The sequence below is a fragment of the Pantoea sp. PGP6 genome, from assembly GCF_053474785.1.
Genome location: NZ_JBQBMA010000001.1, coordinates 4,095,013 through 4,119,740, shown reverse-complemented (window position 1 = coordinate 4,119,740; position 24,728 = coordinate 4,095,013). Strand labels below are relative to the sequence as shown.

The following is a 24,728-nucleotide window of genomic DNA, read 5'->3' as shown; positions in this document are numbered from 1 at the left end:
TTAACCGGCCCTTTTTTATTGCCGTCAGGCCAGTTTTTGCTTGTGTTTATGCTCGCTAACCATGGTGAGTAACAACAGGATCACCGCCAGTACACAGCCAGCAATCATCACCAGGAAGCCGCCGTCCCAGCCAAAGTAGTCGACGGTGTAGCCGACAATGGCGCTGGCCGCGACGGAACCGCCCAGATAACCAAACAGACCGGTAAAGCCCGCAGCGGTGCCGGCGGCCTTCTTCGGTGCCAGTTCCAGCGCGTGCAGACCAATCAGCATCACCGGCCCGTAAATCAGGAAGCCAATCACGATCATACAGGCCATATCAACGCCGGGGTTGCCCGCCGGGTTCAGCCAGTAAATCACGGTGGCGATGGTGACCAGCGTCATAAAGAACACCCCGGTCGCACCCCGATTACCCCGGAACACTTTGTCCGACATCCAGCCACACAACAGCGTTCCCGGAATGCCGGCATACTCATACAGGAAGTAGGCCCAGGAGGACTTATCCAGCGTGAAGTGCTTCACCTCTTTCAGGTAGGTCGGTGACCAGTCCAGAATGCCGTAGCGCAGCAGGTAGACAAACACGTTTGCCAGGGCGATGTACCACAGCAGTTTATTGGGCAGTACATATTTCATGAAGATCTGCTTAGCCGTCAGCTCTTCTTCATGGCTGGCATCGTAATCCGGCGGATAGTCGTTTTTGTACTCTTCAATCGGCGGCAGACCACAGGACTGCGGCGTGTCGCGCATCAGGGCAAAGGCGATGAACGCCACCAGGATGGCACCAAAAGCGGGCATGTAGAGCGCCGCTTTCCAGTCGTTGAACCACGCCATACCGAGCAGAAACAGCAGTGGCGGCAGGCCGCCGCCAACGTTATGGGCGCAGTTCCACACTGAGACAATGCTGCCGCGCTCCTTCTGTGACCACCAGTGCACCATGGTCCGTCCGCACGGTGGCCAGCCCATTCCCTGGAACCAGCCACAGATAAACAGCAGGACGAACATCACCATGATGCTGGAAGTGGCCCACGGCACAAATCCCATAAACAGCATCACCGCAGCAGCCAGGATCAGCCCGGCCGGTAAAAAGACGCGCGGATTTGAGCGATCGGACACCGAGCCCATGATGAATTTGGAGAAGCCGTAGGCGATGGAAATGCCTGACAGGGCGAAACCGAGGTCGCCACGTGAAAAGCCTTGCTCCACCAGATACGGCATGGCGAGCGCAAAGTTTTTTCTGACCAGGTAGTAGGCGGCGTAGCCGAAAAAGATCCCGATGAAAATTTGCCAGCGCAGGCGACGGTAGAGCGGATCAACGCGATCCGCTGCCACCTGCGGCTGACGTGGTGCAGGTTTAAAAATACTCAGCATCAGTGAGGCCCTCCAGGGCACTTTATGGTTTTTACATTCCCAGTGGTTGGGTCAAAAAAAAGCAAAGGGAAAATGGCGGTGTGATGTTCCATTTCGCGCAAAGAATAAAATTAGTGACGCGGCGTTACTGTGATGTGTGACACATTTGTTACAGTTTTATTACACTTAAGAGCGAAAGTGATCATCAGATGGTTTATTTCGCGCATTTTGCGCCGCAGGCAGGCGTGAAAAGAGAAGGTGATGCTAACCAGCCGTAACAAAGCTCTTGTCGGTTGTATTTGTTTGCCTGGTAAATAACCAGATGTAAACCAGATAGTGCAGCCGCCTGACAGCACATTGTTTACACTGTCGCTCTGTTAATTTCGGGGTCGTTACCGTGTTCTTATTGATTATTACCACCATTCTGTGGGCTTTTTCGTTTAGCCTGATTGGCGAATATCTTGCCGGTCAGGTGGACAGCTGGTTTTCCGTGCTGATGCGACTGGCGCTGGCCGCGCTGGTCTTTTTGCCGTTCCTGCGCTGGCGCGGCTATCGTCCCTCAACGCTGCTGCTCTATATGCTGGTGGGGATGTTGCAATTAGGGGTGATGTACCTGCTGAGTTTCGAAGCCTACCTCTATCTCAGCGTGTCAGAGTTCCTGCTGTTTACCGTGATGACGCCGCTCTATGTCACCCTGATTTATGATCTGATCAGCCGCCGTCCGCTGCGGGTCGGCTATATCTTCAGCGCCTTGCTGGCGGTAGCGGGTGCGGCCATCATTCGCTACGACAAAGTCAGCGATAACTTCTGGACCGGCCTGTTGCTGGTGCAGCTGGCAAACATCTGCTTTGCTGCCGGTATGGTGGGCTATAAGCGCCTGCAGGAAACCCGTCCGATGCCGCAGCACACCGCCTTCTCCTGGTTCTATCTGGGGGCGGTGGTGATCGCGGTAATCGCCTGGTTTGCCTGGGGCAATCCGCAGAAATTACCCACCACCTCACTGCAGTGGGGCATTCTGGTGTGGCTGGGCGTGGCCGCTTCAGGGCTGGGCTACTTTATGTGGAACTATGGCGCGACCCAGGTTGATGCCGGCACGCTTGGCATCATGAACAACATGCACGTGCCTGCCGGTCTGCTGGTTAATCTGGCTATCTGGCAGGAGAAACCGCACTGGCCGAGCTTCATTGCCGGAGCGCTGGTGATCCTCGCCTCGCTGTGGGTGCATAAGCGCTGGGTGGTGGGGCGCGGTGACCGATCATAAACAGGGCTGTTGCATGGATGCGGCCTCCCGGGCTGGCGCGTCCGATCGCGAAGGAATCTCACATCCCTGTGGATCGTCCGGGCCAGGGATGGCGAGGCCGTGCTGCATGGATGCAGGCTTTCTTTGCGATCAGGTGCGCCACTTTTGACCACGCAGGTACCCGACGCGATCGGCAACAGAAGTTAAGCAGGTTTTTCACTCTTCGGACGCTGAATCATCGCCAGCCCTTTCAGGAAGTTGCGCAGAATCTGATCACCGCATTCGCGATAGTTCTTATGGTCAGGCTTGCGGAAAATTGCACCGATTTCCGCCTGCGAAACGGTAAAGTTCACGCGTTTCAGTACCTCAGGAATATCGGTGGTTTTCAGATCAAAGGCGATGCGCAACTTCTTCATAAAGATGTTGTTATTCATCTTGCGCTCAATGGACGGGGCGGGCATCTCTTCGCTTTTACCGCGACGGTAAAAGATCAGGCCGTTGAGGAAGTAGCCCATCAGCACATCGGGGCAGGGACGGAACGCCGCATCTTCATCTTTTTTCAGCCACGCCTGAATATCCGTCTGTGGGACTTCACACTGCGCCAGCGCAAAAATTTCCACCATTTTGGCATCGCTCAGATCGAGCATGTAGCGCACGCTGCGCAGAATATCGTTGTTAGTCATGGTGAGATCTTCTCATGGTCAGTCGACAGGCTGCGCATTATAGGGGATTTTGCCCACCTCCGCGCAGGTTTGTACCCTCCGACTTAACGCTGCAATATCGCACCGGGCTGTAGCGCATCGCGGACAAAAGGCAGATGTTCACAGGCATGCTGGCGGGCAAAGCGGATAAAGGCTTCCAGCACCGGCTGACGCTGCTCGCCATCGCGCACCGCGGCATAAAGACGGCTCCACAGCCCGTCACCCAGCGTTTTGGTTACCACCAGTCCCTGCTTCTCAAAACTCTCTACCACCCAGTGCGGCAGCGCGGCAATTCCCATGCGGGCCGAGACCATCTGGATCATCAGCAGGGTGTTATCTACGTTTTTCAGCGCCGGGCTGACGCCGGCCGGTTGCAGAAAGTGACGCCAGATATCAAGGCGCTGACGCTGCACCGGATAGATCATCAGCACCTCGTCGGCCAGATCCTCAGGGGCAATATGTTCAACCTGCGCCAGCGGATGATCCGGTGCCAGCACCAGTCGCACTTCAAAATCAAACATCGGCGAATAGAACAGCCCGGAGCGCGCCAGGATGTCGGAGGTCAGCACCACATCCAGCTCGCCCTGCTGCAGCGCAGGCTGAGGATCAAAGGTGACGCCTGATTTGAAATCCATCACCACCTGCGGCCAGCTCTGACGGAAATTATCCAGTGCCGGCGTCAGCCACTGGATGCAGCTGTGGCACTCAATCGCCACCCTGAGAGTGGTCTGCTGCGGCTCATGACAGGCCTGCAACGCTTGCTGGATCTGCGGCAGCACCTGTTCGGCCAACTGCAGCAGGATGTCGCCCTGTGGCGTGAAGCGCAGCGGCTGACTTTTACGCACAAACAGGCGGAATCCCAGCCGCTGTTCCAGATCGCTGAACTGGTGGGACAACGCCGATTGCGTCTGATGAAGCTGGGATGCCGCCGCCGCCAGCGAACCCGTATTACGCAGAGCCTGAAGCGTCCGCAGGTGCTTGAGTTCGATCATGAGAGTCCTTCACATCGAAAGTGAACATATTGCGCTTGAGGAACATACAGTACCCGCAGATTATAGCGGTGTAAACATCTGGACGGCTAAACATCTTTGGCTGTCAGCCAAAGTGAAAGATTATCTGGAGAACAGCGAATGACAATCCTTAACCATACCCTTGGTTTTCCGCGTGTCGGCCTGCGCCGTGAACTGAAAAAAGCCCAGGAGAGCTACTGGGCCGGTGACTGCAGCCAGCAGGAATTACTGGCGGTGGGCCGTGAATTGCGTGCACGTCACTGGCAACAACAAAAAGAGGCCGGGGTCGATCTGCTGCCGGTGGGTGACTTTGCCTGGTACGATCATGTGCTGACCACCAGCCTGATGCTGGGCAACGTGCCAGCACGTCATCAGAATAAAGAGGGTTCGGTTGATCTGGATACGCTGTTCCGTCTGGGCCGAGGCCGCGCGCCGACCGGCGAACCTGCGGCGGCGGCGGAAATGACCAAGTGGTTTAACACCAACTATCACTACATGGTGCCAGAATTTACGCCGGGCCAGACCTTCCGGCTGGCCTGGACTCAGTTGCTGGATGAAGTCGACGAGGCGCTGGCACTGGGCCACAACATCAAGCCGGTGCTGCTGGGGCCGGTGACTTATCTGTGGCTGGGTAAGGTCAAAGGGGAAGCGTTTGATCGTCTGTCGCTGCTGAAAGCGATCCTGCCGGTTTACCAGCAGGTGCTGGCCGAGCTGGCAAAACGCGATATCGAATGGGTGCAGATTGATGAACCTGCGCTGGCGCTGGAGCTGCCGCAGGCGTGGCGTGAGGCGTTTAAGCCCGCCTACGATGCGTTGCAGGGACAAAGTAAACTGCTGCTCACCACCTATTTCGACAGTATCGGTCAGAACATTGAGGTGATTCGCCAGCTGCCGGTGCAGGGGCTGCATGTCGATCTGGTGCATGGCCGGGATGATATTCAGCAACTGAATCAGCAATTGCCCGCCAGCTGGCTGCTGTCGCTGGGGGTGATCAACGGGCGTAACGTCTGGCGCGCCGATCTGAGCCGCTGGTTTGAGCGCCTGCAGCCGCTGGTCGCTCAGCGCGCGCAGCTGTGGATCGGCTCCTCCTGCTCGCTGCTGCACAGCCCTATCGATCTGAGCGTTGAGACCCGGCTGGATGAGGAAGTGAAAAGCTGGTTCGCCTTCGCGCTGCAGAAATGCACCGAACTTTCGCTGCTGACCGAGGCGCTCAACCACAACGATGCCGCGTCACTGGCGGCCTGGAGCGCGCCGGTTCGCGCCCGTGCTCACTCCAGCCGCGTACATAACGCCGCGGTCGCTCAGCGCCTGCTGGCTATCACGCCGCAGGACAGCGAACGACACAGCCGCTACAGCGAGCGGGCTAAGGCACAGCGTCAGCGCTTTAATCTGCCCGCCTGGCCGACCACCACGATTGGCTCTTTCCCACAAACCCCGGAAATTCGCGGTCTGCGCCTCGATTTCAAACAGGGTCGCCTCGACAGCAATCATTACCGTACCGGCATCGCTGAACATATCAAACAGGCGATTACTGAGCAGGAGCGGCTGGGGCTGGATGTGCTGGTGCACGGCGAAGCGGAACGTAACGACATGGTTGAATATTTCGGCGAGCATCTGGATGGATTCGTCTTCACCCAGAACGGCTGGGTACAGAGCTATGGCTCACGCTGCGTGAAACCACCGGTGATTATCGGCGACATCAGCCGGCCGGAAGCGATCACCGTTGAGTGGGCGAAGTATGCCCAGTCGCTAACGGACAAACCGGTGAAAGGGATGCTGACCGGTCCGGTGACCATTCTCTGCTGGTCATTCCCGCGTGAAGATGTGTCACGTGAAACCATCGCAAAACAGATTGCGCTGGCGCTGCGTGATGAAGTGGCCGATCTGGAAAAAGCCGGTATTGGCATTATCCAGATTGATGAACCCGCGCTGCGCGAAGGGCTGCCGCTGCATCAGTCCGACTGGGCTGCCTATCTGAACTGGGCGGTCGATGCTTTCCGCCTGAATGCCGCTGTGGCGCAGGATGACACCCAGATCCACACCCATATGTGTTACTGCGAGTTTAACGACATCATGGATTCCATCGCTGCGCTGGATGCCGATGTGATTACCATCGAAACCTCGCGCTCTGACATGGAGTTGCTGGCGTCGTTTGAACACTTTGACTATCCGAATGAGATTGGCCCAGGCGTCTACGACATTCACTCGCCTAATGTACCGGACGTCGAATGGATTGAAGCGCTGTTGCTGAAAGCGGCGAAGCGTATTCCGCCGCAACGGCTGTGGGTAAATCCGGACTGCGGGCTGAAAACGCGTGGCTGGACCGAAACGCGGCAGGCGCTGGCTAACATGGTCACTGCGGCAAAAAACCTGCGGGCTAAAACGGCGTAAACGGGCGTCCGGCAGGGAATGAGAAATAATCGGGGCGCGCAGGCGCCCCTTTTTTCGCTTACTGTGAAGCTACGCCATACTGCCTGAACCAGGCCAGCATCCGCGCCCAGCCATCGCTGGCCGATTCGGCATGATAGCTCGGACGGTAGTCAGCATTAAACGCATGTCCGGCTTCGGGATAGACGATGATTTCCGCGGTGGCATTGGCGGCGTGCAGCGCCTGACGCATCTGCTCAACGCTCTCCAGCGGAATTCCGTCATCCTGACCGCCGTATAAGCCTAATACCGGGGCGCTGAGATCGACGGCGACATCAATAGGGTGCTTTTGCTGCTTCATGGTCCGATCGCCGGTCAGCCGTCCATACCAGGCGACGGCGGCACGCAGCTGTGGATTGTGCGCCGCATAGAGCCAGCTAATGCGGCCGCCCCAGCAGAAACCGGTAATGCCCATCCGCCGGATATCACCGCCGTTACGCGCTGCCCAGTTGGCGGCATGATCAAGGTCGGACAGCACCTGGCTGTCGGGCACCTTACTCACCAGCTCGCTGAATAGCGTCGGAATATCCTGGTAATCGTTGGGATCGCCTTCACGGAAGTAGAGTTCCGGGGCGATGGCCAGATAGCCTTCCAGCGCCAGCCGGCGGCAGATATCACGGATGTGCTCATGCACCCCGAAAATTTCCTGTACCACCAGCACCACTGGCAGCGGACCCTCTGCGGATTTTGGTCGGGCAAAAAACGCGGGCATATTTTCGCCCTGGCTTGGCACTGAGGTCTCACCCGACTGAATCGCCGGGCTGTCGGTAATAATGGTGGTGGAAGCGGTCGGCTGAACGGCAGGCGCAAAGGTCCCTGCCGCGGCTTTTTGTGTCATATTATCACTGGTTTTCATTATTCTCTCCGTGCGAGCAATTGCGCAATCACGTAACTATAGCCTGGCCGGAAACGGTGCGAGCCAGACGTCGGGTAACAGAGTCAGCAGCGGACAATATCACCCAACTCTTTAACACTGCGATGACCCCGACACAGCCCCGCCGATCGCAATGACGGCGAACCCGATGTGATATTGTGATAATCATCACATTGTTTTTAGTGAAAAATGTAACTTTCATTTTCTTAAGTGAATGTTGTCACATATTTATCGGGCGTGCTGACGTAGAGTGACGCGCTACCTTCCCTTAACAGGAGTCTGAAATGACACAGTCTGACGTTTTCCATCTTGGCCTGACTAAAGCCGATCTGCAGGGCGCTACCCTGGCGATTGTGCCCGGCGATCCGGAGCGCGTGAAGAAAATTGCCGGACTGATGGAGGATGCCACGCATCTGGCCTCACACCGTGAATTCACCAGCTGGCTGGCAAAACTCGACGGTAAGCCGGTGGTGGTCTGTTCAACCGGTATCGGCGGTCCTTCTACCTCCATTGCGGTTGAGGAACTGGCACAGCTTGGCGTACGCACTTTTCTGCGCGTTGGCACCACCGGCGCTATCCAGCCGCACATCAACGTTGGCGATGTGCTGGTGACTACCGGTTCCGTGCGGCTCGACGGTGCCAGCCTGCATTTCGCACCGATGGAGTTTCCGGCAGTGGCCGATTTTGCCTGTACCACGGCGCTGGTGGCTGCGGCAGAAGCCTGTGGCGCGAAGACCCATATCGGCATTACTGCCTCTTCTGATACCTTCTATCCGGGACAGGAACGCTACGATACCTTCTCTGGTCGGGTGGTGAATCGCTTCCAGGGATCGATGAAAGAGTGGCAGGAGATGGGCGTACTCAACTATGAGATGGAATCCGCTACACTGTTAACCATGTGTGCCAGCCAGGGCCTGCGCGCCGGCATGGTGGCTGGTGTGATCGTTAACCGTACCCAGAAAGAGATCCCGGATGCGGTGACGATGAAACAGACCGAAAGCGATGCGGTAAAAATTGTGGTTGAAGCGGCACGCCGCTTGTTATAACCCTCACAGCCAGGCAGCAGGTTAACGGGCCGCTATGAGGCCTGCCTGCTGCCGGATAACCCCGGCGCAGCCTTTCAACGGACTCTGAGAGTGCCCGATGCGCAAAACTATTCCCGTTCGTCGTCCCGTCGTTAACCCGAATTCCGCCGCGCTCAATGCCCGTCTGGAGAGCAGTGCCGCCCGGTTCCGCGCCGCCATGCAGCAGGGCGATTATGCGCAGGCCGTCCGCTCTTGCGAAGAGGTGTTGCGTTATCAGCCTCACCAGATGCAGGTACTGAGTGACTATGCGCTCTGCCTGATGCGTCTCGGTCAGCATCACAAGGCGTACAAAACCTACCAGAAAATTTACCAGTCGCCGCCGGCCGTGCGCGCCACCGCGTCAGAAACCTGGCTGGATGGCCTGACCGAAGTGTGTGGCTGGCTGGATAAGCAGGATGAGGTGGCGCGTTACGGCCTGGAATCGCTGATGCAGTCAGACGCCCGCTTTCGTCAGGGGCCGCGGGTCGCCTTTCCCGCTGCGCAGCCTGAGCCAATCGATCTCAGCCAGCCGCGGCAGAACGTGATCGCGTTCAGCCTGTATGGCGACCAGCCGCGCTACTGTGAAACCCTGATTAAAAACGTTGAGGTGGCACCGCAGCTCTTTCCCGGCTGGATCTGCCGCATCTATCTGGATGACAGCGTGCCGCAGCATGTCTGGCAACGGCTCGATCAGCCCCACGTTGAGCGGGTTGATATGTCGCAGGAAAAAACGCTGTTCCCGACGCTGTGGCGCTTTCTGGTGATGGACGATCCCAGCGTTAAACGCTTTATTGTGCGTGATGCCGACTCGCTGCTTTCCGAGCGCGAAGCGGCGGCGGTCAACGCCTGGCTGGCATCGCCGTACTGGTTCCACCACATGCGCGACTATTTTTCCCACACCGAGTTACTGCTGGCCGGCATGTGGGGCGGCTGCCATGGCGTTTTCCAGCAGGTTGAACAAACGATGCGCGAATTTATTGCGCAGTACCGTGGCAGCGAACGCTTTACCGATCAGTACTTCCTCAAGACGGCGCTGTGGCCAACGGTGCGTGAAAGCATTCTCAATCATGATGAGTTGTTTCATTTCCATCAGGCTCAGCCGTGGCCAGCGCATCCGCCGGTACGCTGGCAGATGCCCCGATTTCACGTTGGCAGCAACGTGGGCTTTGCCAGCCTGACCGGACAGTCCGCCGCCGCCGACGGCACCCGGCAGGTGGTGGACATCAGCGCGGGCGGCAAAAGCTGGCAATATCCGGCCCAGGTGAAAAGTGGCCAATGGCTGCTGCCGATGCCGTTCTTCCTGATTGAAGACTGGCAGGCCGGAAAGCTGACGGTGACCGTGCGGTAAGTGATTGAGTGCAGGTAAATATATCTGGACATTCATACAGTGCGACTCTACCTTTTCCCTCAGCAGCTTGAGTCGCGGGGAAATCATGGATCAGCACATCATTATCAGCGTCTGTCTGGCACTCGCCGGCGCAGGAATTGGCTGGATGCTGGCACAGTTACGTGTCGGGCATCAGGCCGCCAGTTTCTTAACCGAGCGCCGTCTGCTGGAAGAGGCACAACAGCGCCAGCAGCAGCAGATTGAACAGCTTCAGCAGCAGGCGCAGCAGCGTGAGCAGGAACTGCGCCAGCTTCATGGTGCGCTGAGTGGTGCCAATGAACGTCTGCAACAGCTCGATTACTGGCGCAACGAGAGCGAACAGCTTAACCGGGAACTGCGCAACCAGCTGGAGGTCAACAGCGCTCAGGAAGCGGAGCTGCGTGAGGTAACCATCCGTCTTGAAGAGACCCGCTTCGCCGCCGAAGAGAAGCAGCGTCTGCTGACCAACAGCGAGCAACGCCTCAGCGCCCAGTTTGAAAACCTCGCCAACCGTATTTTCGAAAATAGCGGCCGCCGCGTCGATGAACAGAATCGCCAGAGCCTCGACAGCCTGATCGGCCCGTTGCGTGAACAGCTGGATGGTTTCCGTCGTCAGGTGCATGAGAGCTTTGGCGCGGAAGCGCGTGAGCGGCACACCCTGACCCACGAAATCCGTCAGTTACAGCAGCTTAATGCGCAAATGGCGCAGGAAGCGCTCAACCTTACCAAGGCGCTGAAAGGCGACAATAAAATTCAGGGCAACTGGGGCGAAGTGGTGCTCAGCCGGGTGCTGGAAGCGTCCGGGCTGCGTGAAGGCTATGAGTATGAAACCCAGGTCAGCATTCAGTCGGAGCAGCAGGGCAGGATGCAGCCGGATGTCATTGTGCGTCTGCCGCAGGGCAAAGATGTGGTGGTGGACGCCAAAATGACGCTGGTCGCCTATGAGCGTTACTTCAATGCGGAAGATGAGGTTGAGCGTGAACAGGCGATTCAGGAACATGTCAGCGCGATGCGCAGCCATATTCGTCTGCTGGGACGTAAAGATTATCAACAATTGCCCGGTTTACGCTCGCTTGATTATGTGTTGATGTTTATTCCGGTCGAACCGGCGTTTTTGCTGGCGATCGATCGCCAGCCAGAGCTGATTGGCGAGGCGCTGCAGCAGAATATCATGCTGGTCAGTCCCACCACGCTGCTGGTAGCGCTGCGTACCATCAATAACCTGTGGCGTTACGAGCACCAAAGCCGCAATGCACAGCGTATCGCTGACCGCGCCACCCGGCTGTATGACAAAATGCGGCTTTTCGTTGATGACATGAGTGGTATTGGTCACAGCCTGGATAAGGCGCAAATCAGCTACCGCGAGGCGATGAAAAAACTGGCCGAAGGACGCGGCAACCTGATAGCGCAGACGGAAGGTTTCCGTGCGCTGGGGGTTGAAGTGAAACGGTCGATTAATCCTCAGCTGGTGGAGCGGGCGATGCCGGAAAATCCGGCTGATGAAGAGCAGGACGACGATGATGATGCGGATGACAGAGCCATGCGTGTGAGACGCCTCCACGAATAGTATGGGCGCAGCGTGCCTGACTTCCGTGACTCTGATACACTTCGGGAAGTATTGTTTGTGGAGCAGGTAAAACCGATGGCAGATGAATCACAGCAGGAAACCACCCATTTTGGCTTTCAGACGGTCGCCAAAAGCGAAAAAGCCGACAAAGTTGCGGATGTGTTTCACTCCGTAGCGGCAAAATATGACCTGATGAACGATTTGATGTCCTTTGGCGTCCATCGTGTCTGGAAGCGTTTTACCATTGACAGCAGCGGCGTACGTCGCGGTCAACGCGTGTTAGATCTGGCCGGCGGAACCGGCGATCTGACGGCTAAATTTTCTCGCCTGGTGGGCGAAACGGGTCAGGTAGTGCTGGCCGATATCAACAGTTCGATGCTGAAGATGGGCCGTGAAAAGCTGCGCAATCTCGGCGTGGTCGGCAACGTGAGCTACGTGCAGGCCAACGCAGAAGCTCTGCCGTTCCCGGATAACTACTTCGATTGCATCACCATCTCCTTCGGCTTACGCAACGTAACGGAAAAAGAGAAGGCGCTGGCCTCTATGTTCCGTGTGCTGAAGCCGGGCGGACGGTTACTGGTACTGGAGTTCTCCAAACCGGTGATTGATCCGCTGAGCAAAGCCTATGACGCTTACTCGTTCCATATTCTGCCGCGTATCGGGCAACTGGTGGCGCAGGACGCCGAGAGCTATCGCTATCTGGCCGAATCGATCCGCATGCATCCCGATCAGGAAACGCTGAAAGCGATGATGAACGACGTCGGTTTTGAAAATACCACTTACTCCAATATGACCGGCGGCATTGTGGCCTTACACCGTGGATTTAAGTTCTGAGTGAGATGGTGATGAACCTAACGCCCTTGATTACCGCGGGCCTGGAAACAGCGCTTAACCGCATGTTGTATCGCGATCGCGGCCTGAAGGCGGCACGGCAGCGTCTGACCGGTAAGGTCCTGACGCTGCGTCTGAGCGAGTTTTCCCATCCGCTGGTGCTGGTATTCAGTGAGCAGCAGCTGGATGTGGTGGCTGACTGGCAGGATACCAGCGACTGCACGGTGATTACTTCACTGAAAACCTTGCCGAAGCTGCGCGATCGCCAGCAGCTGACGCCGCTGATTCGCAGCGGTGAGTTGCAGGTAGAAGGTGATTTGCAGGTAGTGCAGCAGTTTTCCGCGCTGATGGATCTGGCCGAGCTGGATCCGGCGGAATACCTGGCGCCGTGGGTCGGCGATATTGCGGCACAGGGCATCAGTCAGGGCGCACTACGAGTCTTTCGCCGGATAAAAGGCGAAGTCGGGCGTCGGCAGGATTACCTCGGTCAGGCACTGACCGAAGAGTGGCGTGTCGCGCCAGGCTCGCTCGAATTAGCCTGGTTTTCCGAGGAGGTCGACGCGATGGAACGTTCGCTTGAGGCGCTTAATGCGCGTCTGGCGCAGCTGGAGGCAAAATGAGTTTTGGAGAGATCCGCCGCTTATATTTGATCATGAAGGTATTTTTGACTTACGGCCTTGATGAACTGATTCCCAACACGCGCCTTACCCTTCCGCTTCGCCTGTGGCGTCGCTGTATTTTCTGGTTACCCAATCTGCATCAGAATGAACCGACCGGCGCCCGCATGCGCATGGCGATGGAGCAGCTGGGGCCGGTATGGATTAAGTTCGGTCAGATGCTGTCGACCCGCCGTGACCTGTTCCCGCCGATGATCGCCGATCAGCTGGCCATTCTGCAGGACCGGGTTGCACCGTTTGATGGCGTTAAAGCGAAAGCGCAGATCGAAGCCTCAATGGGCGCACCGATCGAAACCTGGTTTGATGATTTTGACATTAAGCCGCTGGCATCAGCGTCGATTGCCCAGGTTCACACGGCAACGCTGAAGTCGACCGGCAAGAAAGTGGTGATCAAAGTCATTCGTCCGGATATTTTGCCGGTGATCAAAGCTGACATGAAGCTGATCTATCGCCTGGCGCGCTGGGTGCCGCGTTTACTGCCTGATGGCCGTCGTCTGCGTCCGGTTGAAGTGGTGCGCGACTACGAAAAAACCCTGCTTGATGAGCTGAACCTGTTACGCGAAGCCGCGAACGCCATTCAGTTACGCCGCAATTTTGAAGACAGCCGGATGCTTTATGTACCGGAAGTCTATTCCGACTACTGCAGCGAAACCATGATGGTGATGGAACGTATTTACGGCATTCCGATTTCGGACGTCGCCACGCTGGAGCGACACGGGGTCAACATGAAGCTGCTGGCAGAGCGTGGTGTGCAGGTGTTCTTCACCCAGGTATTCCGCGACAGTTTCTTCCATGCTGATATGCATCCCGGCAATATTTTTGTCAGCTATGAGCATCCGGAAGATCCGCAATACATCGGCATCGACTGCGGTATTGTCGGGTCGCTCAACAAAGAAGATAAGCGCTATCTGGCTGAAAACTTTATCGCCTTCTTTAACCGCGACTACCGCAAGGTGGCGGAGCTGCACGTTGACTCTGGCTGGGTGCCGCCCGATACCAACGTCGAAGATTTTGAATTTGCGATTCGCACCGTCTGTGAGCCGATTTTTGAAAAGCCGCTGGCTGAAATTTCCTTCGGTCACGTGCTGCTGAATCTGTTCAATACCGCGCGTCGGTTTAATATGGAAGTCCAGCCGCAGCTGGTGCTGCTGCAAAAGACTCTGCTGTATGTGGAAGGTATTGGTCGTCAGCTCTATCCGCAGCTTGACCTGTGGAAGACCGCCAAGCCGTTCCTCGAAGAGTGGATCAAGGATCAGGTCGGTCTGCCCGCCATCATTCGCGCGGTTAAAGAGAAAGCACCGTTCTGGGCCGAGAAGTTACCGGAACTGCCGGAACTGTTTTATGACAGCATGCGCCAGCATAAACTTTTGCGGCATAGCGTTGACAAATTAGTGGGCGATCTCAATGCGCAGCGTACCCGGCATCACCAGGCACGCTATCTGTTTGGCGTTGGCGCAACCCTGCTGCTCAGCGGCACGGCAGTGCTGCTTTCGCGACCGGACTGGGACCTGTTTCCGGCGGTATTAATGGCAGCGGGCATCGTCTCATGGTTAATCGGCTGGCGTAAGACAAACTGATTGTCACTTCAGCCAAAAACACGGTAATGTCGCTGGCTCAGGCCCGGGTTGATAAGGGCGCTCTGTGGTGCATTACCCCATCGTTTTTCACAGAATATTAGAGGCTATCTCATGGGCGGTATCAGTATTTGGCAATTGTTAATTATTGCCGTGATTGTTGTACTTCTGTTCGGTACCAATAAATTACGTAATCTGGGTTCGGATTTGGGTTCCTCGATTCGTGGCTTCAAAAAAGCCATGGGCGATGAGGACGACAAAAAGGATCAACCGAAAGAGCAGGACGCTGACTTCAGCGCCAAAACGCTGGCGGACAAACAGCAAACTTCGGCTACTAAAGAAGAAGTTAAGAACGACAAGCAGGTGTAAACCGTGTTCGACATTGGTTTTAGTGAACTGGTATTGGTGTTCGTTATCGGGCTGATTGTACTCGGCCCACAACGTTTACCGGTTGCGGTGAAAACCGTGGTCGGCTGGATCAGGGCGATTCGTTCGCTGGCAGCCAATGTGCAAAACGAACTGGCGCAGGAGCTGAAACTGCAGGAGTTGCAGGACAGTCTGAAAAAGGTGGAAGAAGCGGGCCGCGGGACACTGTCGCCGGAGCTGAAAGAGTCAATGGAAGAGCTGCGTAAGACTGCGGATTCAATGAAGCGCTCGGTCAGCCAGAGCATCGACATTGAAAAAGAGGAAGACGAAGCCAACACTATTCACTCGCCACAGCACCGATCGGCGCCGCCTCTGGCGGACCAGCCGGAAGTGCATCCGGCAGCGGCCGGCACTGCGTCGCCGTCAGGCACGCCTGCGGCGGCTGATCATCAGGCCAGCGCGCCAGTTAAGGCACCGTCTGTGGAAACGGCATCAGCCGGGCAGCCGGCAGCGATTGTAGCCAGCGCGCCCGCTCAGGCACCGTCTGTGGAAACGGCATCAGCCGGGCAGCCGACAGCGGCTGTAGCCAGCGCGCCCGCTCAGGCACCGTCTGTGGAAACGGCATCAGCCGGGCAGCTGGCAGCGACTGTAGCCAGCGCGCCCGCTCAGGCACCAGCCCGTGCTGACACGGCATTAGCCAGCAAACCTGACGCCGCCACTACGCGCACTTCCGCTTCCCCCTCTTCTGCAAGTGATGAACGATAATGGCCGTTGAAGATACCCAACCGCTCATCAGTCATCTGATTGAGCTGCGTAAGCGACTGCTGAACTGCATCATCGCCGTTTTAGTGATATTCCTGGCGCTGGTTTATTTTGCCAATGATATCTATCAACTGGTGGCGGCACCGCTCATCAGTCAGATGCCAATCGGCTCCAGCATGATCGCCACCGATGTGGCTTCGCCGTTTTTCACCCCGATTAAACTGACGATTATTGTGTCGGTATTTCTGGCGGTGCCGGTGATCCTCTATCAGGTCTGGGCGTTCATTGCGCCTGCGCTCTATCGCCATGAACGCAGACTGGTAATGCCGCTGCTGTTTTCCAGCACCTTTCTGTTCTATATCGGTGTGGCATTTGCCTACTTTGTCGTCTTCCCGCTGGCGTTTGGTTTCTTTACCAAAACCGCGCCGATTGGCGTCACCATGGCGACCGACATTACCAAATACCTCGATTTTGTCATGACGTTGTTTATGGCGTTTGGCGTGGCGTTTGAAGTGCCGGTAGCGATTGTACTGTTGTGCTGGACTGGTATCACCAGCCCGGACGATCTGAAAAAGAAACGTCCCTATATTCTGGTCGGGGCCTTCGTGGTCGGCATGTTACTGACGCCGCCGGACGTTTTTTCCCAAACTTTGCTCGCTATTCCGATGTACTGCCTGTTTGAAGTCGGCGTATTCTTTTCCCGATACTATGTGGGCAAAGGCCGCCGGGCACAGGATGAGGAACATAACACCGAATCCTGACGCGATCTTCAGGTCCCGCTCTGGCGGGCAGAGATCAATCCGAACCGCCCTCCGGGGCGGTTTTTGTTTAGTAAAACTGTGGGAAAAATTATGTTTGATATCGGTGTAAACCTGACCAGCACGCAATTCGCCTCCGACCGGCCAAAGGTGGTAAAACGCGCGCGTGAAGCGGGCGTCACCGGCATGCTGATTACCGGCACCAATGCGCTGGAGAGCCAGCAGGCGCAGAAACTGGCTGAAGATCAGCCGGGCTTCTGCTGGTCTACCGCGGGCGTGCATCCGCACCACGCCAGTGAATGGTCAACGGAGATCGCCAGCACGCTGCGTCGGCTGGCGGAGAAACCGGAAGTGGTGGCTATCGGCGAATGCGGGCTCGATTTTAACCGCAACCTGTCAGCCCATGAGCAGCAGGAATATGCGTTTGAAGCACAGCTGGCGCTGGCAGCCGAACTGAATATGCCGGTGTTTCTGCACTGCCGCGAAGCCCATGCGCGCTTTGCGGCCATCGTGGCGCCCTGGCTGCCAAAATTGCCGGGTGCGGTGATTCACTGCTTTACCGGCACGCGCGATGAACTGGAAGCGTGCCTGGCGCTGGGATTATCGATAGGAATTACTGGCTGGGTGTGTGATGAACGTCGCGGGCTTGAACTGCGTGAAATGCTGCCGCTGATCCCGGCCGATAAGTTGCTGCTGGAAACCGACTCGCCCTATTTATTGCCGCGCGATATGCGACCGCGTCCGACTTCACGTCGTAACGAACCCTGCTTCTTACCGCATATTGTGCAACAGGTGGCGACATGGCGTGGCGAGAGCAGCGAGGCGCTGGCGGCCTGCGTTGATAACAATGCGCGGACGCTGTTCCGACTGGTTTAGATCTTACGGAACTGTTTGTTATCCACGCTGCGCATCACCTGTTTATTCAGCAGGTTGAGCAACAGAATCGAACGGGTTTCGCCATCCGGCTCGGCAAAGATGGCGCGTAGCCCTTCAAACGTCCCTTCGGTGATGACAACTTCATCGCCGATTTGTGGCGTTTCAGGATCGAGCAGAATTTGCGGGACATCGGTTTCCAGCGCTTCAATCACCGCAGGCGGCACCGTAGCGGGCGTAGTGCCAAAGCGCACAAAGTGGCTGACGCCGCGCGTGCTGCTGATGGTGGTGGTATGAATCGCTTCCGGATCGAATTCGATGAACAGATAGTTAGGAAACAGCGGCTCACTCACCGTGGTGCGTTTACCGCGCACGATCTTTTCCAGAGCGATCATCGGGCTGAGGCAATTCACTTCTTGCCGCTCCAGATGCTCCTTCGCGCGCAATAGCTGACCACGTTTGCAATAGAGTAAATACCAGGATTCCATAACCGCTCCCATCGAATGGACGCTAAGAATAGCAAACCTGCTGCCAGAGTTATAGCGCATCGGGCAGGGGAAAAGCGCAGCGCGCAGAAAATAAACTGAGACTTTTCTTAAGATGCCGGATAGTGACAGAAAAGGCGATTGGAAATTGACGTTTCACCCTGCTCTGTATCAGACTCGGTGGCCATCATACCGGCGAAAAGGATCATCTGATGGAACTCTTTTTGTTAAGCAACGGCAAGCTGGCGGATGATGCGCCGTTACTGGGTTATGCTCAGCCGCAGTTACACGCCATGATTGCCAGACGTGCTATCCGTTCAGCGGTGCTGATTCCTTACGCCATTATCCGGGGCGATCATGCGCAGCGCGCCGCCGATCTCAGTGCGTCACTGGGCATTGCGGTGCGCACCGTTGACGCTTTTACCTCACCGGCTGAGGCAATCGCCCAGGCGGAGCTGATTTTAGTCAGCGGCGGTAATACCTGGTTGCTGAACCAGATGCTGCATGAGCAGGGCTTAATCGTGGCGATACAGCGCGCGGTGCGTGAACGGCAGGTGCCGTATGTCGGCTGGAGTGCTGGCTGTAATGTGGCGACGCCGTCGATTCGCACCACCAATGATATGCCGGTGCGTAGTAGCGTGGTGCTGCCTGCGCTGGGGCTGTTCCCGGTGCAGATCAATCCTCACTATCTGGATGCCAGCGTCAGCGGTCATATGGGCGAAACACGCGACGAGCGGCTGTCTGAATTCTGTGCCGTCAATCCGTCCGAGTCGGTGATTGCGCTGCGTGAAGGCAGCTTTCTGCATCTGCATGACGATCGGCTACGCTATCACAGTGTGCGCAACGAAGACTTTAAGGTGTTCCGCCACGGCGAGCCGATTCAGGCTTATCACGATACCCGCGCGCTTCAGCCGCTGGTGCCTTTTCGCTGTGATTAAGGTTGCCGCATAAACCTCAACACAACCGCATAATCAGCCCTATAATGGCCGATTCACTCTGGCCGGAAAGCTAAAGCCGCATGAAATATCACGATTTACGCGACTTTCTCGCGCTGCTCGAACAGCGCGGTGAGTTAAAAAGAATTAAGCAATCGATTGATCCCGTCCTGGAAATGACCGAAATCGCCGACCGCACGCTGCGTGCCGGCGGGCCCGCGCTGCTGTTTGAAAACCCGAAAGGGTATGACATGCCAGTGCTGTGTAACCTGTTTGGCACGCCAAAGCGCGTCGCCATGGGGATGGGTCAGGAAGAGGTGAGTGCACTGCGGGAAGTAGGCAAACTGCTGGCATTTCTGAAAGAGCCGGAGCCACCAAAAGGCTTTCGCGATCTGTTCGATAAGATGCCGCAGTTTAAGCAGGTGCTCAACATGCCGACTAAACGCCTGCGCAATGCGCCCTGCCAGGAAGTGGTGTTCAGCGGTGATGAGGTCGATCTGTCGCGCATTCCGGTGATGAAATGCTGGCCGGGCGATGCCGCGCCGCTGATTACCTGGGGTCTGACCGTCACCCGTGGTCCTCATAAAGAGCGACAGAATCTCGGCATTTACCGCCAACAGGTGATCGGCAAAAACCGGCTGATTATGCGCTGGCTGTCGCACCGTGGCGGCGCGCTCGATTTTCAGGAGTGGAGCAAAGCGCATCCGGGCGAGCGTTTTCCGGTCTCGGTGGCGCTCGGTGCTGACCCTGCGACTATTCTCGGTGCGGTAACGCCGGTGCCGGATACGCTGTCAGAATATGCGTTTGCTGGTCTGCTGCGCGGCAATAAAACCGAAGTGGTGAAATGCCTGTCGAACGATCTGGAAGTGCCAGCCAGCGCGGAGATCGTGCTGGAGGGTTACATCGAGGCAGGCGACATGGCACCTGAAGGGCCTTACGGCGACCACACCGGCTACTACAATGAAGTAGATAGCTTCCCGGTTTTTACCGTGACGCACATTACCCAGCGGCATCAGGCAATTTATCACTCGACCTATACCGGCCGTCCGCCGGATGAGCCCGCCGTACTGGGTGTGGCGTTGAATGAAGTGCTGGTGCCGATTCTGATCAAGCAGTTCCCGGAAATTGTCGATTTCTATCTGCCGCCGGAAGGATGTTCCTACCGGCTGGCGGTGGTAACCATCAAAAAGCAGTATGCCGGGCATGCCAAACGGGTAATGTTTGGCGTCTGGTCATTTCTGCGGCAGTTCATGTACACCAAATTTGTTATTGTGTGTGACGATGATGTTAATGCGCGTGACTGGAATGATGTGATCTGGGCGATTACCACCCGCATGGATCCGGCGCGTGACACGGTATTAGTGGAAAATACGCCGATCGACTATCTCGATTTCGCCTCACCGGTTTCCGGGCTGGGGTCGAAGATGGGGATGGATGCGACCAACAAATGGCCGGGCGAAACGCAGCGCGAATGGGGCACACCTATCGTGAAAGATCCTGCGATTACCGCGCGCATTGATGCTATCTGGGATGAGTTAGGTATTTTTGATCAGCCGCCACAGCGTTGATGGCGAGCACAACCATAAAGACGACCCGACAGAGGGAACGCATGACAACGTTAAGCTGTAAAGTAACTTCAGTTGAAGCGATTACCGACACGGTGTATCGCGTTCGCCTGATTCCGGAAGCGGATTTCAGTTTTCGCGCAGGACAGTATCTGATGGTGGTGATGGATGAGCGTGATAAGCGCCCGTTCTCACTGGCCTCAACGCCAATGGAAAAGGATATCATTGAGCTGCACATCGGTGCGTCCGATCTCAACCTGTACGCCATGGCGGTGATGGATCGTATTCGTGACGATCGCCAGATCACCGTCGACATGCCGCACGGTGATGCCTGGCTGCGCGAAGAGAGCAGCAAACCGTTGATCCTGATCGCTGGCGGTACCGGCTTCTCCTATGCCCGTTCCATTCTGCTGACCGCGTTAGCGCAGCAGCCGGATCGTGATATCGCCATTTACTGGGGCGGACGTGAGCTGAAGCATCTGTACGATCTGGATGAGCTGGATGCGCTGGCGGTGAAACACCCCAACCTGAAGGTGATCCCGGTGGTCGAGCAGCCGGAAGCGGGCTGGCAGGGACGTTCGGGTACGGTATTAACCGCGGTAATGCAGGATTTCAGCACGCTGAGCGAGCATGAGATCTATATTGCTGGCCGTTTCGAGATGGCCAAGATCGCACGCGATCGCTTCTGCGCCGAACGCGGTGCGCTGGAATCGCAGATGTATGGTGATGCTTTCGCCTTCATCTGATCGACGTCAAGCCAAAAGAAAAAACCCGCCCATCACGGGCGGGTAAATCGGACAAAGAAGTGACCCAACGTATTACAGACGCTCGAATACGGTGGCGATGCCCTGACCTAAACCGATGCACATGGTCGCCAGACCAAACTGCGCATCGCGTCGCGCCATGATGTTAAGCAATGTGGTACTGATACGTGCCCCGGAACAGCCCAGCGGGTGACCCAGCGCAATCGCACCACCATTCAGATTGACCTTTTCATCCAGCCGATCCAGCAAACCCAAATCCTTTATGCATGGCAGGGTTTGTGCTGCAAACGCCTCATTGAGTTCAAACACGTCAATATCATTGACGCTCAGACCGGCACGTTTCAGCGCCAGCCTGCTGGCCGGCACCGGGCCGTAGCCCATGATTGACGGATCGCAGCCGACCACCGCCATACTTCTGATGCGGGCACGCGGGGTCAGCCCCAGTTCACGGGCGCGGGATTCGCTCATCACCAGCATCGCGGCCGCGCCATCAGACAGAGCTGACGAGGTGCCCGCCGTTACCGTGCCATTGACCGGATCAAACGCCGGCCGCAGTGCCGCCAGACCTTCGGCGCTGGTCTCTTCACGGATGACCTCATCGTAATCGTAGCGTTTGAGAATGCCGTCGCTGTCGTGACCGGCAGTGGCGACGATCTCCGCTTTGAAATCACCGCGCTGAGTTGCCTGCCAGGCGCGCTGGTGCGAACGCAGGGCAAACGCATCCTGCTGCTCGCGGCTGATATGATGCATACGCGCCAGCATTTCAGCGGTCAGACCCATCATCCCCGCCGCTTTGGCCACGGTGCGGCCGAGGCCCGGATGAAAGTCGACGCCGTGATTCATCGGCACGTGTCCCATATGTTCCACTCCGCCAATCAGGCAGCTGTGCGCATCGCCGACCATAATGGCACGGGCGGCATCATGCAGTGCCTGCATCGATGAGCCGCACAGGCGGTTGACGGTGGTTGCCGGTACCGAGTGCGGTATTTCAGCCAGCAGGGCGGCGTTACGCGCAATGTTAAACCCCTGTTCCAGCGTCTGCTGCACGCAGCCCCAGACAATGTCATCCAGCGTGGCAGGATTGACCGCCGGGTTGCGGCTCAGCAGCTCACGCATCAGGTGGGCGGAAAGATCCTCGGCACGTACATGACGAAAAGCACCGCCTTTTGAACGACCCATCGGCGTACGTACCGCATCGATAATCACCACATTTTCCATATTCTTGCCCTCAGGCGCTTTTTAGCGCGGCTTCGTCAATTGGTTTGGCGGCGGGATACCAGCTTTGATGCTGATGCGCTTTTTGCACCAGCAGTTCAGGCAATTCATACAGGCCACCGAGTGCGCTGTAGCGCCGGGCCTGATCGACCACATTGCTGTTGCCCAGGGTATCGAGGTAGCGGAAGGCGCCGCCGCGGAAAGGCGGGAAGCCGAGACCGTATACCAGCGCCATATCTGCTTCGGCCGGCGAGGCGATGATTTTCTCCTCCAGGCAGCGCACCACTTCATTCAGCATTGGCAGCATCATGCGATTAAGGATCTCTTCGTCGCTGAAGACACGCTTAGGCTGGCAGACCTGTTGCAGCAGCGTATCGACCTCGCTGTCTGCCACTTTTTTCTGTTTGCCCTTTTTGTCGGTTTCCCAGTGCCAGAAGCCTTTGCCATTTTTTTGACCGAAACGACCGGCCTCAAACAGCAGATCGATCGCATCGCGATAATCGTGTTTCATGCGTTGTGGAAAACCTTCCGCCATTACGCTTTGCGCATGATGCGCGGTATCGATGCCGACTACATCCAGCAACCACGATGGTCCCATTGGCCAGCCAAACTGTTTTTCCATTACTTTATCAATCTGACGGAAGTCAGCACCGTCGCGCAGCAGCAGGCTGAAGGCGGCGAAGTAGGGGAACAGCACCCGGTTGACGAAGAAGCCGGGGCAATCATTGACCACAATCGGGGTTTTACCCATTTTGCTGGCCCAGGCCACTACTTTGCTCAGGGTCGCTTCACTGGTTTTCTCGCCACGCACCACTTCTACCAGCGGCATACGCGGCACCGGATTGAAGAAGTGCATGCCGCAGAAATTTTCCGGACGTTGCAGCGCCTGTGCCAGTTGACTGATGGGAATGGTGGAGGTATTGGAGGCCAGGATGGCGTCGTCCCGCAGGTGCTGCTCGGTTTCGGCCAGCACTTTAGCTTTAATCAGGGGATTCTCGACCACCGCTTCGACCACTACGTCGGCGTGTTCAAAACCGGCGTAATCCAGCGTTGGCTGAATGGTTGCAATCACGCTGGCCAGCTTATTGCCGTCAATCTTGCCGCGCTCCAGCAGTTTATTAAGCAGCTTGCTGGCTTCGTTCATCCCGAGCGTCAGGGCCTGTGGATTGATGTCTTTCATTTTGACCGGCACGCCTTTCCAGGCTGACTGGTAGCTGATGCCGCCACCCATAATACCGGCACCCAGTACGGCCGCCTGCGTTGGCGCGCCGCTTTCGCTGCCGCGTTTTTTAGCCAGCCCTTTAACGTATTGATCGTTGAGGAAGATGCCGACCAGCGCCCGCGCTTCGTCAGACTGCGCCAGCGGAACAAAAGCGGCATTTTCCAGTTTCAGCGCATCTTCACGGCCAAGACCGGCAGCCGCTTCAATGGTTTTCACAGCCATCAGTGGCGCCGGGTAATGTTTGCCTGCGGTCTGCATCACCATACTTTTGGCAAGGGTGAAGCTCATCGCCGCTTCAATCGGGCTCAGTTTCAGCGGTGCCAGTTTCGGTGCCCGGCGCGCACGCCAGCTACCATCGAGCGCCGCAGCTTTAAGCATGGTGATGCCCGCCTCGCGCAGTTTATCGCGTTCCACCACCGCATCGACCAGACCGAGTTTAAGTGCCGCGTTTCCGTCGACGTCTTTACCAGCGGCAATGATCTCCATTGCGCTATCGGCTCCTAACAGACGCGGCAGACGGACGCTGCCGCCGAAGCCTGGCATGATCCCAAGTTTCGTTTCCGGCAGGCCAATGCGGGCATCGGCAGTGGCAACGCGCAGGTCGGTTGCCAGTACGCATTCACATCCACCACCCAGCGCATAGCCATCGATGGCGGCCAGCGTCGGTACCGGTAAATCTTCCAGCCGGTTAAAAATGCTGTTGGCGTAGCTCAGCCACTGACTCAGTTTTTCGGTCGGTGCATCAAACAGTGAGAGGAATTCGGTGATGTCAGCACCGACAATGAAGGCCGGTTTAGCCGAGCTGAGCAGCACGCCGCGCAGGTCAGACTGCTGCTCCAGCACTGCAATGGCTTCGCCCAGGCTGGCGACGGTTTGCGTATCAAGCTTATTGACCGAGCCAGGGGCATCAAAAACCAGCTTGACGATGCCATCGTCCAGCCAGTGAAGAGAAAGGTTAGCGCCTTGGTAGAGCATGTGCGTCTCCTGAAACCGCGGAAAAGTGATCTGGTCATACCAGATGATCGAGAGTGTGGGAGTGATGTTAATTTTTTGCAAACGGGTCTTTGCTTATTTGCTAACAAGATCACAGCCGCTCTCAACACGGCAT

General features: G+C 56.8%; 22 protein-coding genes. 15 read left to right on the top strand and 7 right to left on the bottom strand.

What is annotated here, in order from left to right; translation table 11 throughout:
* Window positions 1–24: 24 nt before the first annotated feature.
* On the bottom strand, window positions 25–1,365 hold the full coding sequence (glpT, locus tag ACLIBF_RS19885) for a glycerol-3-phosphate transporter (protein WP_031375028.1): 1,341 nt from the start codon (window positions 1,363–1,365) through the stop codon (window positions 25–27).
* Window positions 1,366–1,741: 376 nt separating this feature from the next.
* On the opposite strand from glpT, the gene ACLIBF_RS19880 reads away from it, so the two are divergent.
* Window positions 1,742–2,605 (top strand): carboxylate/amino acid/amine transporter, encoded by an 864-nt coding sequence (locus ACLIBF_RS19880; protein WP_031375027.1) that lies wholly within the window; start codon window positions 1,742–1,744, stop codon window positions 2,603–2,605.
* Window positions 2,606–2,787: 182 nt separating this feature from the next.
* Here ACLIBF_RS19880 and ACLIBF_RS19875 read toward each other — a convergent pair whose 3' ends face one another.
* Both ACLIBF_RS19875 and metR read right to left on the bottom strand, forming a co-directional pair.
* Window positions 2,788–3,267, bottom strand: a complete 480-nt coding sequence (locus tag ACLIBF_RS19875) for a YehS family protein (protein WP_031375026.1) — start codon at window positions 3,265–3,267, stop codon at window positions 2,788–2,790.
* A gap of 83 nt (window positions 3,268–3,350) precedes the next feature.
* Complete coding sequence (gene metR, locus ACLIBF_RS19870; RefSeq protein ID WP_031375025.1) at window positions 3,351–4,277, bottom strand: HTH-type transcriptional regulator MetR; 927 nt, start codon at window positions 4,275–4,277, stop codon at window positions 3,351–3,353.
* Between the two features lie 138 nt (window positions 4,278–4,415).
* On the opposite strand from metR, the gene metE reads away from it, so the two are divergent.
* Entirely contained in the window at window positions 4,416–6,686 is a 2,271-nt protein-coding gene (metE, locus tag ACLIBF_RS19865) for a 5-methyltetrahydropteroyltriglutamate--homocysteine S-methyltransferase (RefSeq protein ID WP_069728603.1), read from the top strand.
* Window positions 6,687–6,744: 58 nt separating this feature from the next.
* On the opposite strand, the gene ACLIBF_RS19860 is transcribed toward metE, so the two are convergent.
* Window positions 6,745–7,578 (bottom strand): dienelactone hydrolase family protein, encoded by an 834-nt coding sequence (locus ACLIBF_RS19860; RefSeq protein ID WP_031375023.1) that lies wholly within the window; start codon window positions 7,576–7,578, stop codon window positions 6,745–6,747.
* 302 nt (window positions 7,579–7,880) lie between these two features.
* Here ACLIBF_RS19860 and udp point away from each other — a divergent pair, with 302 nt between their 5' ends.
* From udp to tatD, 10 genes are all read left to right on the top strand, one after another.
* The gene (udp, locus tag ACLIBF_RS19855; protein WP_031375022.1) at window positions 7,881–8,642 is read left to right on the top strand and encodes a uridine phosphorylase; all 762 of its coding nucleotides are present in this window, start codon (window positions 7,881–7,883) and stop codon (window positions 8,640–8,642) included.
* Between the two features lie 97 nt (window positions 8,643–8,739).
* Entirely contained in the window at window positions 8,740–10,008 is a 1,269-nt protein-coding gene (locus ACLIBF_RS19850; protein ID WP_279810492.1) for a tetratricopeptide repeat protein, read from the top strand.
* Window positions 10,009–10,093: 85 nt separating this feature from the next.
* Entirely contained in the window at window positions 10,094–11,593 is a 1,500-nt protein-coding gene (gene rmuC, locus ACLIBF_RS19845) for a DNA recombination protein RmuC (RefSeq protein ID WP_089562555.1), read from the top strand.
* A gap of 75 nt (window positions 11,594–11,668) precedes the next feature.
* Window positions 11,669–12,427, top strand: coding sequence for a bifunctional demethylmenaquinone methyltransferase/2-methoxy-6-polyprenyl-1,4-benzoquinol methylase UbiE (ubiE, locus tag ACLIBF_RS19840; protein ID WP_031375019.1), 759 nt, complete (start codon window positions 11,669–11,671; stop codon window positions 12,425–12,427).
* Between the two features lie 11 nt (window positions 12,428–12,438).
* Complete coding sequence (gene ubiJ / locus ACLIBF_RS19835) at window positions 12,439–13,044, top strand: ubiquinone biosynthesis protein UbiJ (protein ID WP_279810491.1); 606 nt, start codon at window positions 12,439–12,441, stop codon at window positions 13,042–13,044.
* Window positions 13,041–14,678 (top strand): ubiquinone biosynthesis regulatory protein kinase UbiB, encoded by a 1,638-nt coding sequence (gene ubiB, locus ACLIBF_RS19830; RefSeq protein WP_031375017.1) that lies wholly within the window; start codon window positions 13,041–13,043, stop codon window positions 14,676–14,678. The genes ubiJ and ubiB overlap by 4 nt, the downstream gene beginning before the upstream one ends.
* A gap of 111 nt (window positions 14,679–14,789) precedes the next feature.
* Complete coding sequence (gene tatA, locus ACLIBF_RS19825) at window positions 14,790–15,044, top strand: twin-arginine translocase TatA/TatE family subunit (protein WP_031375016.1); 255 nt, start codon at window positions 14,790–14,792, stop codon at window positions 15,042–15,044.
* Between the two features lie 3 nt (window positions 15,045–15,047).
* Window positions 15,048–15,806: a Sec-independent protein translocase protein TatB gene (tatB, locus tag ACLIBF_RS19820; RefSeq protein ID WP_279810490.1), complete on the top strand. Its 759-nt coding sequence runs from the start codon at window positions 15,048–15,050 to the stop codon at window positions 15,804–15,806.
* Window positions 15,806–16,564 carry a Sec-independent protein translocase subunit TatC gene (gene tatC / locus ACLIBF_RS19815; protein ID WP_031375015.1) on the top strand — a complete coding sequence of 253 codons (759 nt, stop codon included), beginning with the start codon at window positions 15,806–15,808 and terminating at the stop codon, window positions 16,562–16,564. Before tatB ends, tatC begins: the two co-directional genes overlap by 1 nt.
* A 90-nt stretch (window positions 16,565–16,654) precedes the next feature.
* Window positions 16,655–17,437, top strand: a complete 783-nt coding sequence (gene tatD, locus ACLIBF_RS19810; protein WP_089562557.1) for a 3'-5' ssDNA/RNA exonuclease TatD — start codon at window positions 16,655–16,657, stop codon at window positions 17,435–17,437.
* On the opposite strand, the gene rfaH is transcribed toward tatD, so the two are convergent.
* Window positions 17,434–17,922: a transcription/translation regulatory transformer protein RfaH gene (gene rfaH / locus ACLIBF_RS19805; protein ID WP_031375013.1), complete on the bottom strand. Its 489-nt coding sequence runs from the start codon at window positions 17,920–17,922 to the stop codon at window positions 17,434–17,436. The genes tatD and rfaH overlap by 4 nt on opposite strands.
* Window positions 17,923–18,131: 209 nt before the next feature.
* Between rfaH and pepE the strand changes: the two genes are divergently transcribed.
* The 3 genes from pepE to fre all read left to right on the top strand — a co-directional run bounded on the left by pepE (window position 18,132) and on the right by fre (window position 21,165).
* The gene (gene pepE, locus ACLIBF_RS19800; RefSeq protein ID WP_069728598.1) at window positions 18,132–18,857 is read left to right on the top strand and encodes a dipeptidase PepE; all 726 of its coding nucleotides are present in this window, start codon (window positions 18,132–18,134) and stop codon (window positions 18,855–18,857) included.
* An 80-nt stretch (window positions 18,858–18,937) separates the two neighbouring features.
* The gene (gene ubiD / locus ACLIBF_RS19795; RefSeq protein ID WP_046289563.1) at window positions 18,938–20,422 is read left to right on the top strand and encodes a 4-hydroxy-3-polyprenylbenzoate decarboxylase; all 1,485 of its coding nucleotides are present in this window, start codon (window positions 18,938–18,940) and stop codon (window positions 20,420–20,422) included.
* Window positions 20,423–20,463: 41 nt separating this feature from the next.
* Window positions 20,464–21,165 (top strand): NAD(P)H-flavin reductase, encoded by a 702-nt coding sequence (fre, locus tag ACLIBF_RS19790; protein ID WP_031375011.1) that lies wholly within the window; start codon window positions 20,464–20,466, stop codon window positions 21,163–21,165.
* Between the two features lie 72 nt (window positions 21,166–21,237).
* On the opposite strand, the gene fadA is transcribed toward fre, so the two are convergent.
* Window positions 21,238–22,401, bottom strand: a complete 1,164-nt coding sequence (fadA, locus tag ACLIBF_RS19785) for an acetyl-CoA C-acyltransferase FadA (RefSeq protein WP_279810489.1) — start codon at window positions 22,399–22,401, stop codon at window positions 21,238–21,240.
* Window positions 22,402–22,411: 10 nt separating this feature from the next.
* On the bottom strand, window positions 22,412–24,595 hold the full coding sequence (fadB, locus tag ACLIBF_RS19780; protein WP_448310326.1) for a fatty acid oxidation complex subunit alpha FadB: 2,184 nt from the start codon (window positions 24,593–24,595) through the stop codon (window positions 22,412–22,414).
* Window positions 24,596–24,728: the final 133 nt, after the last annotated feature.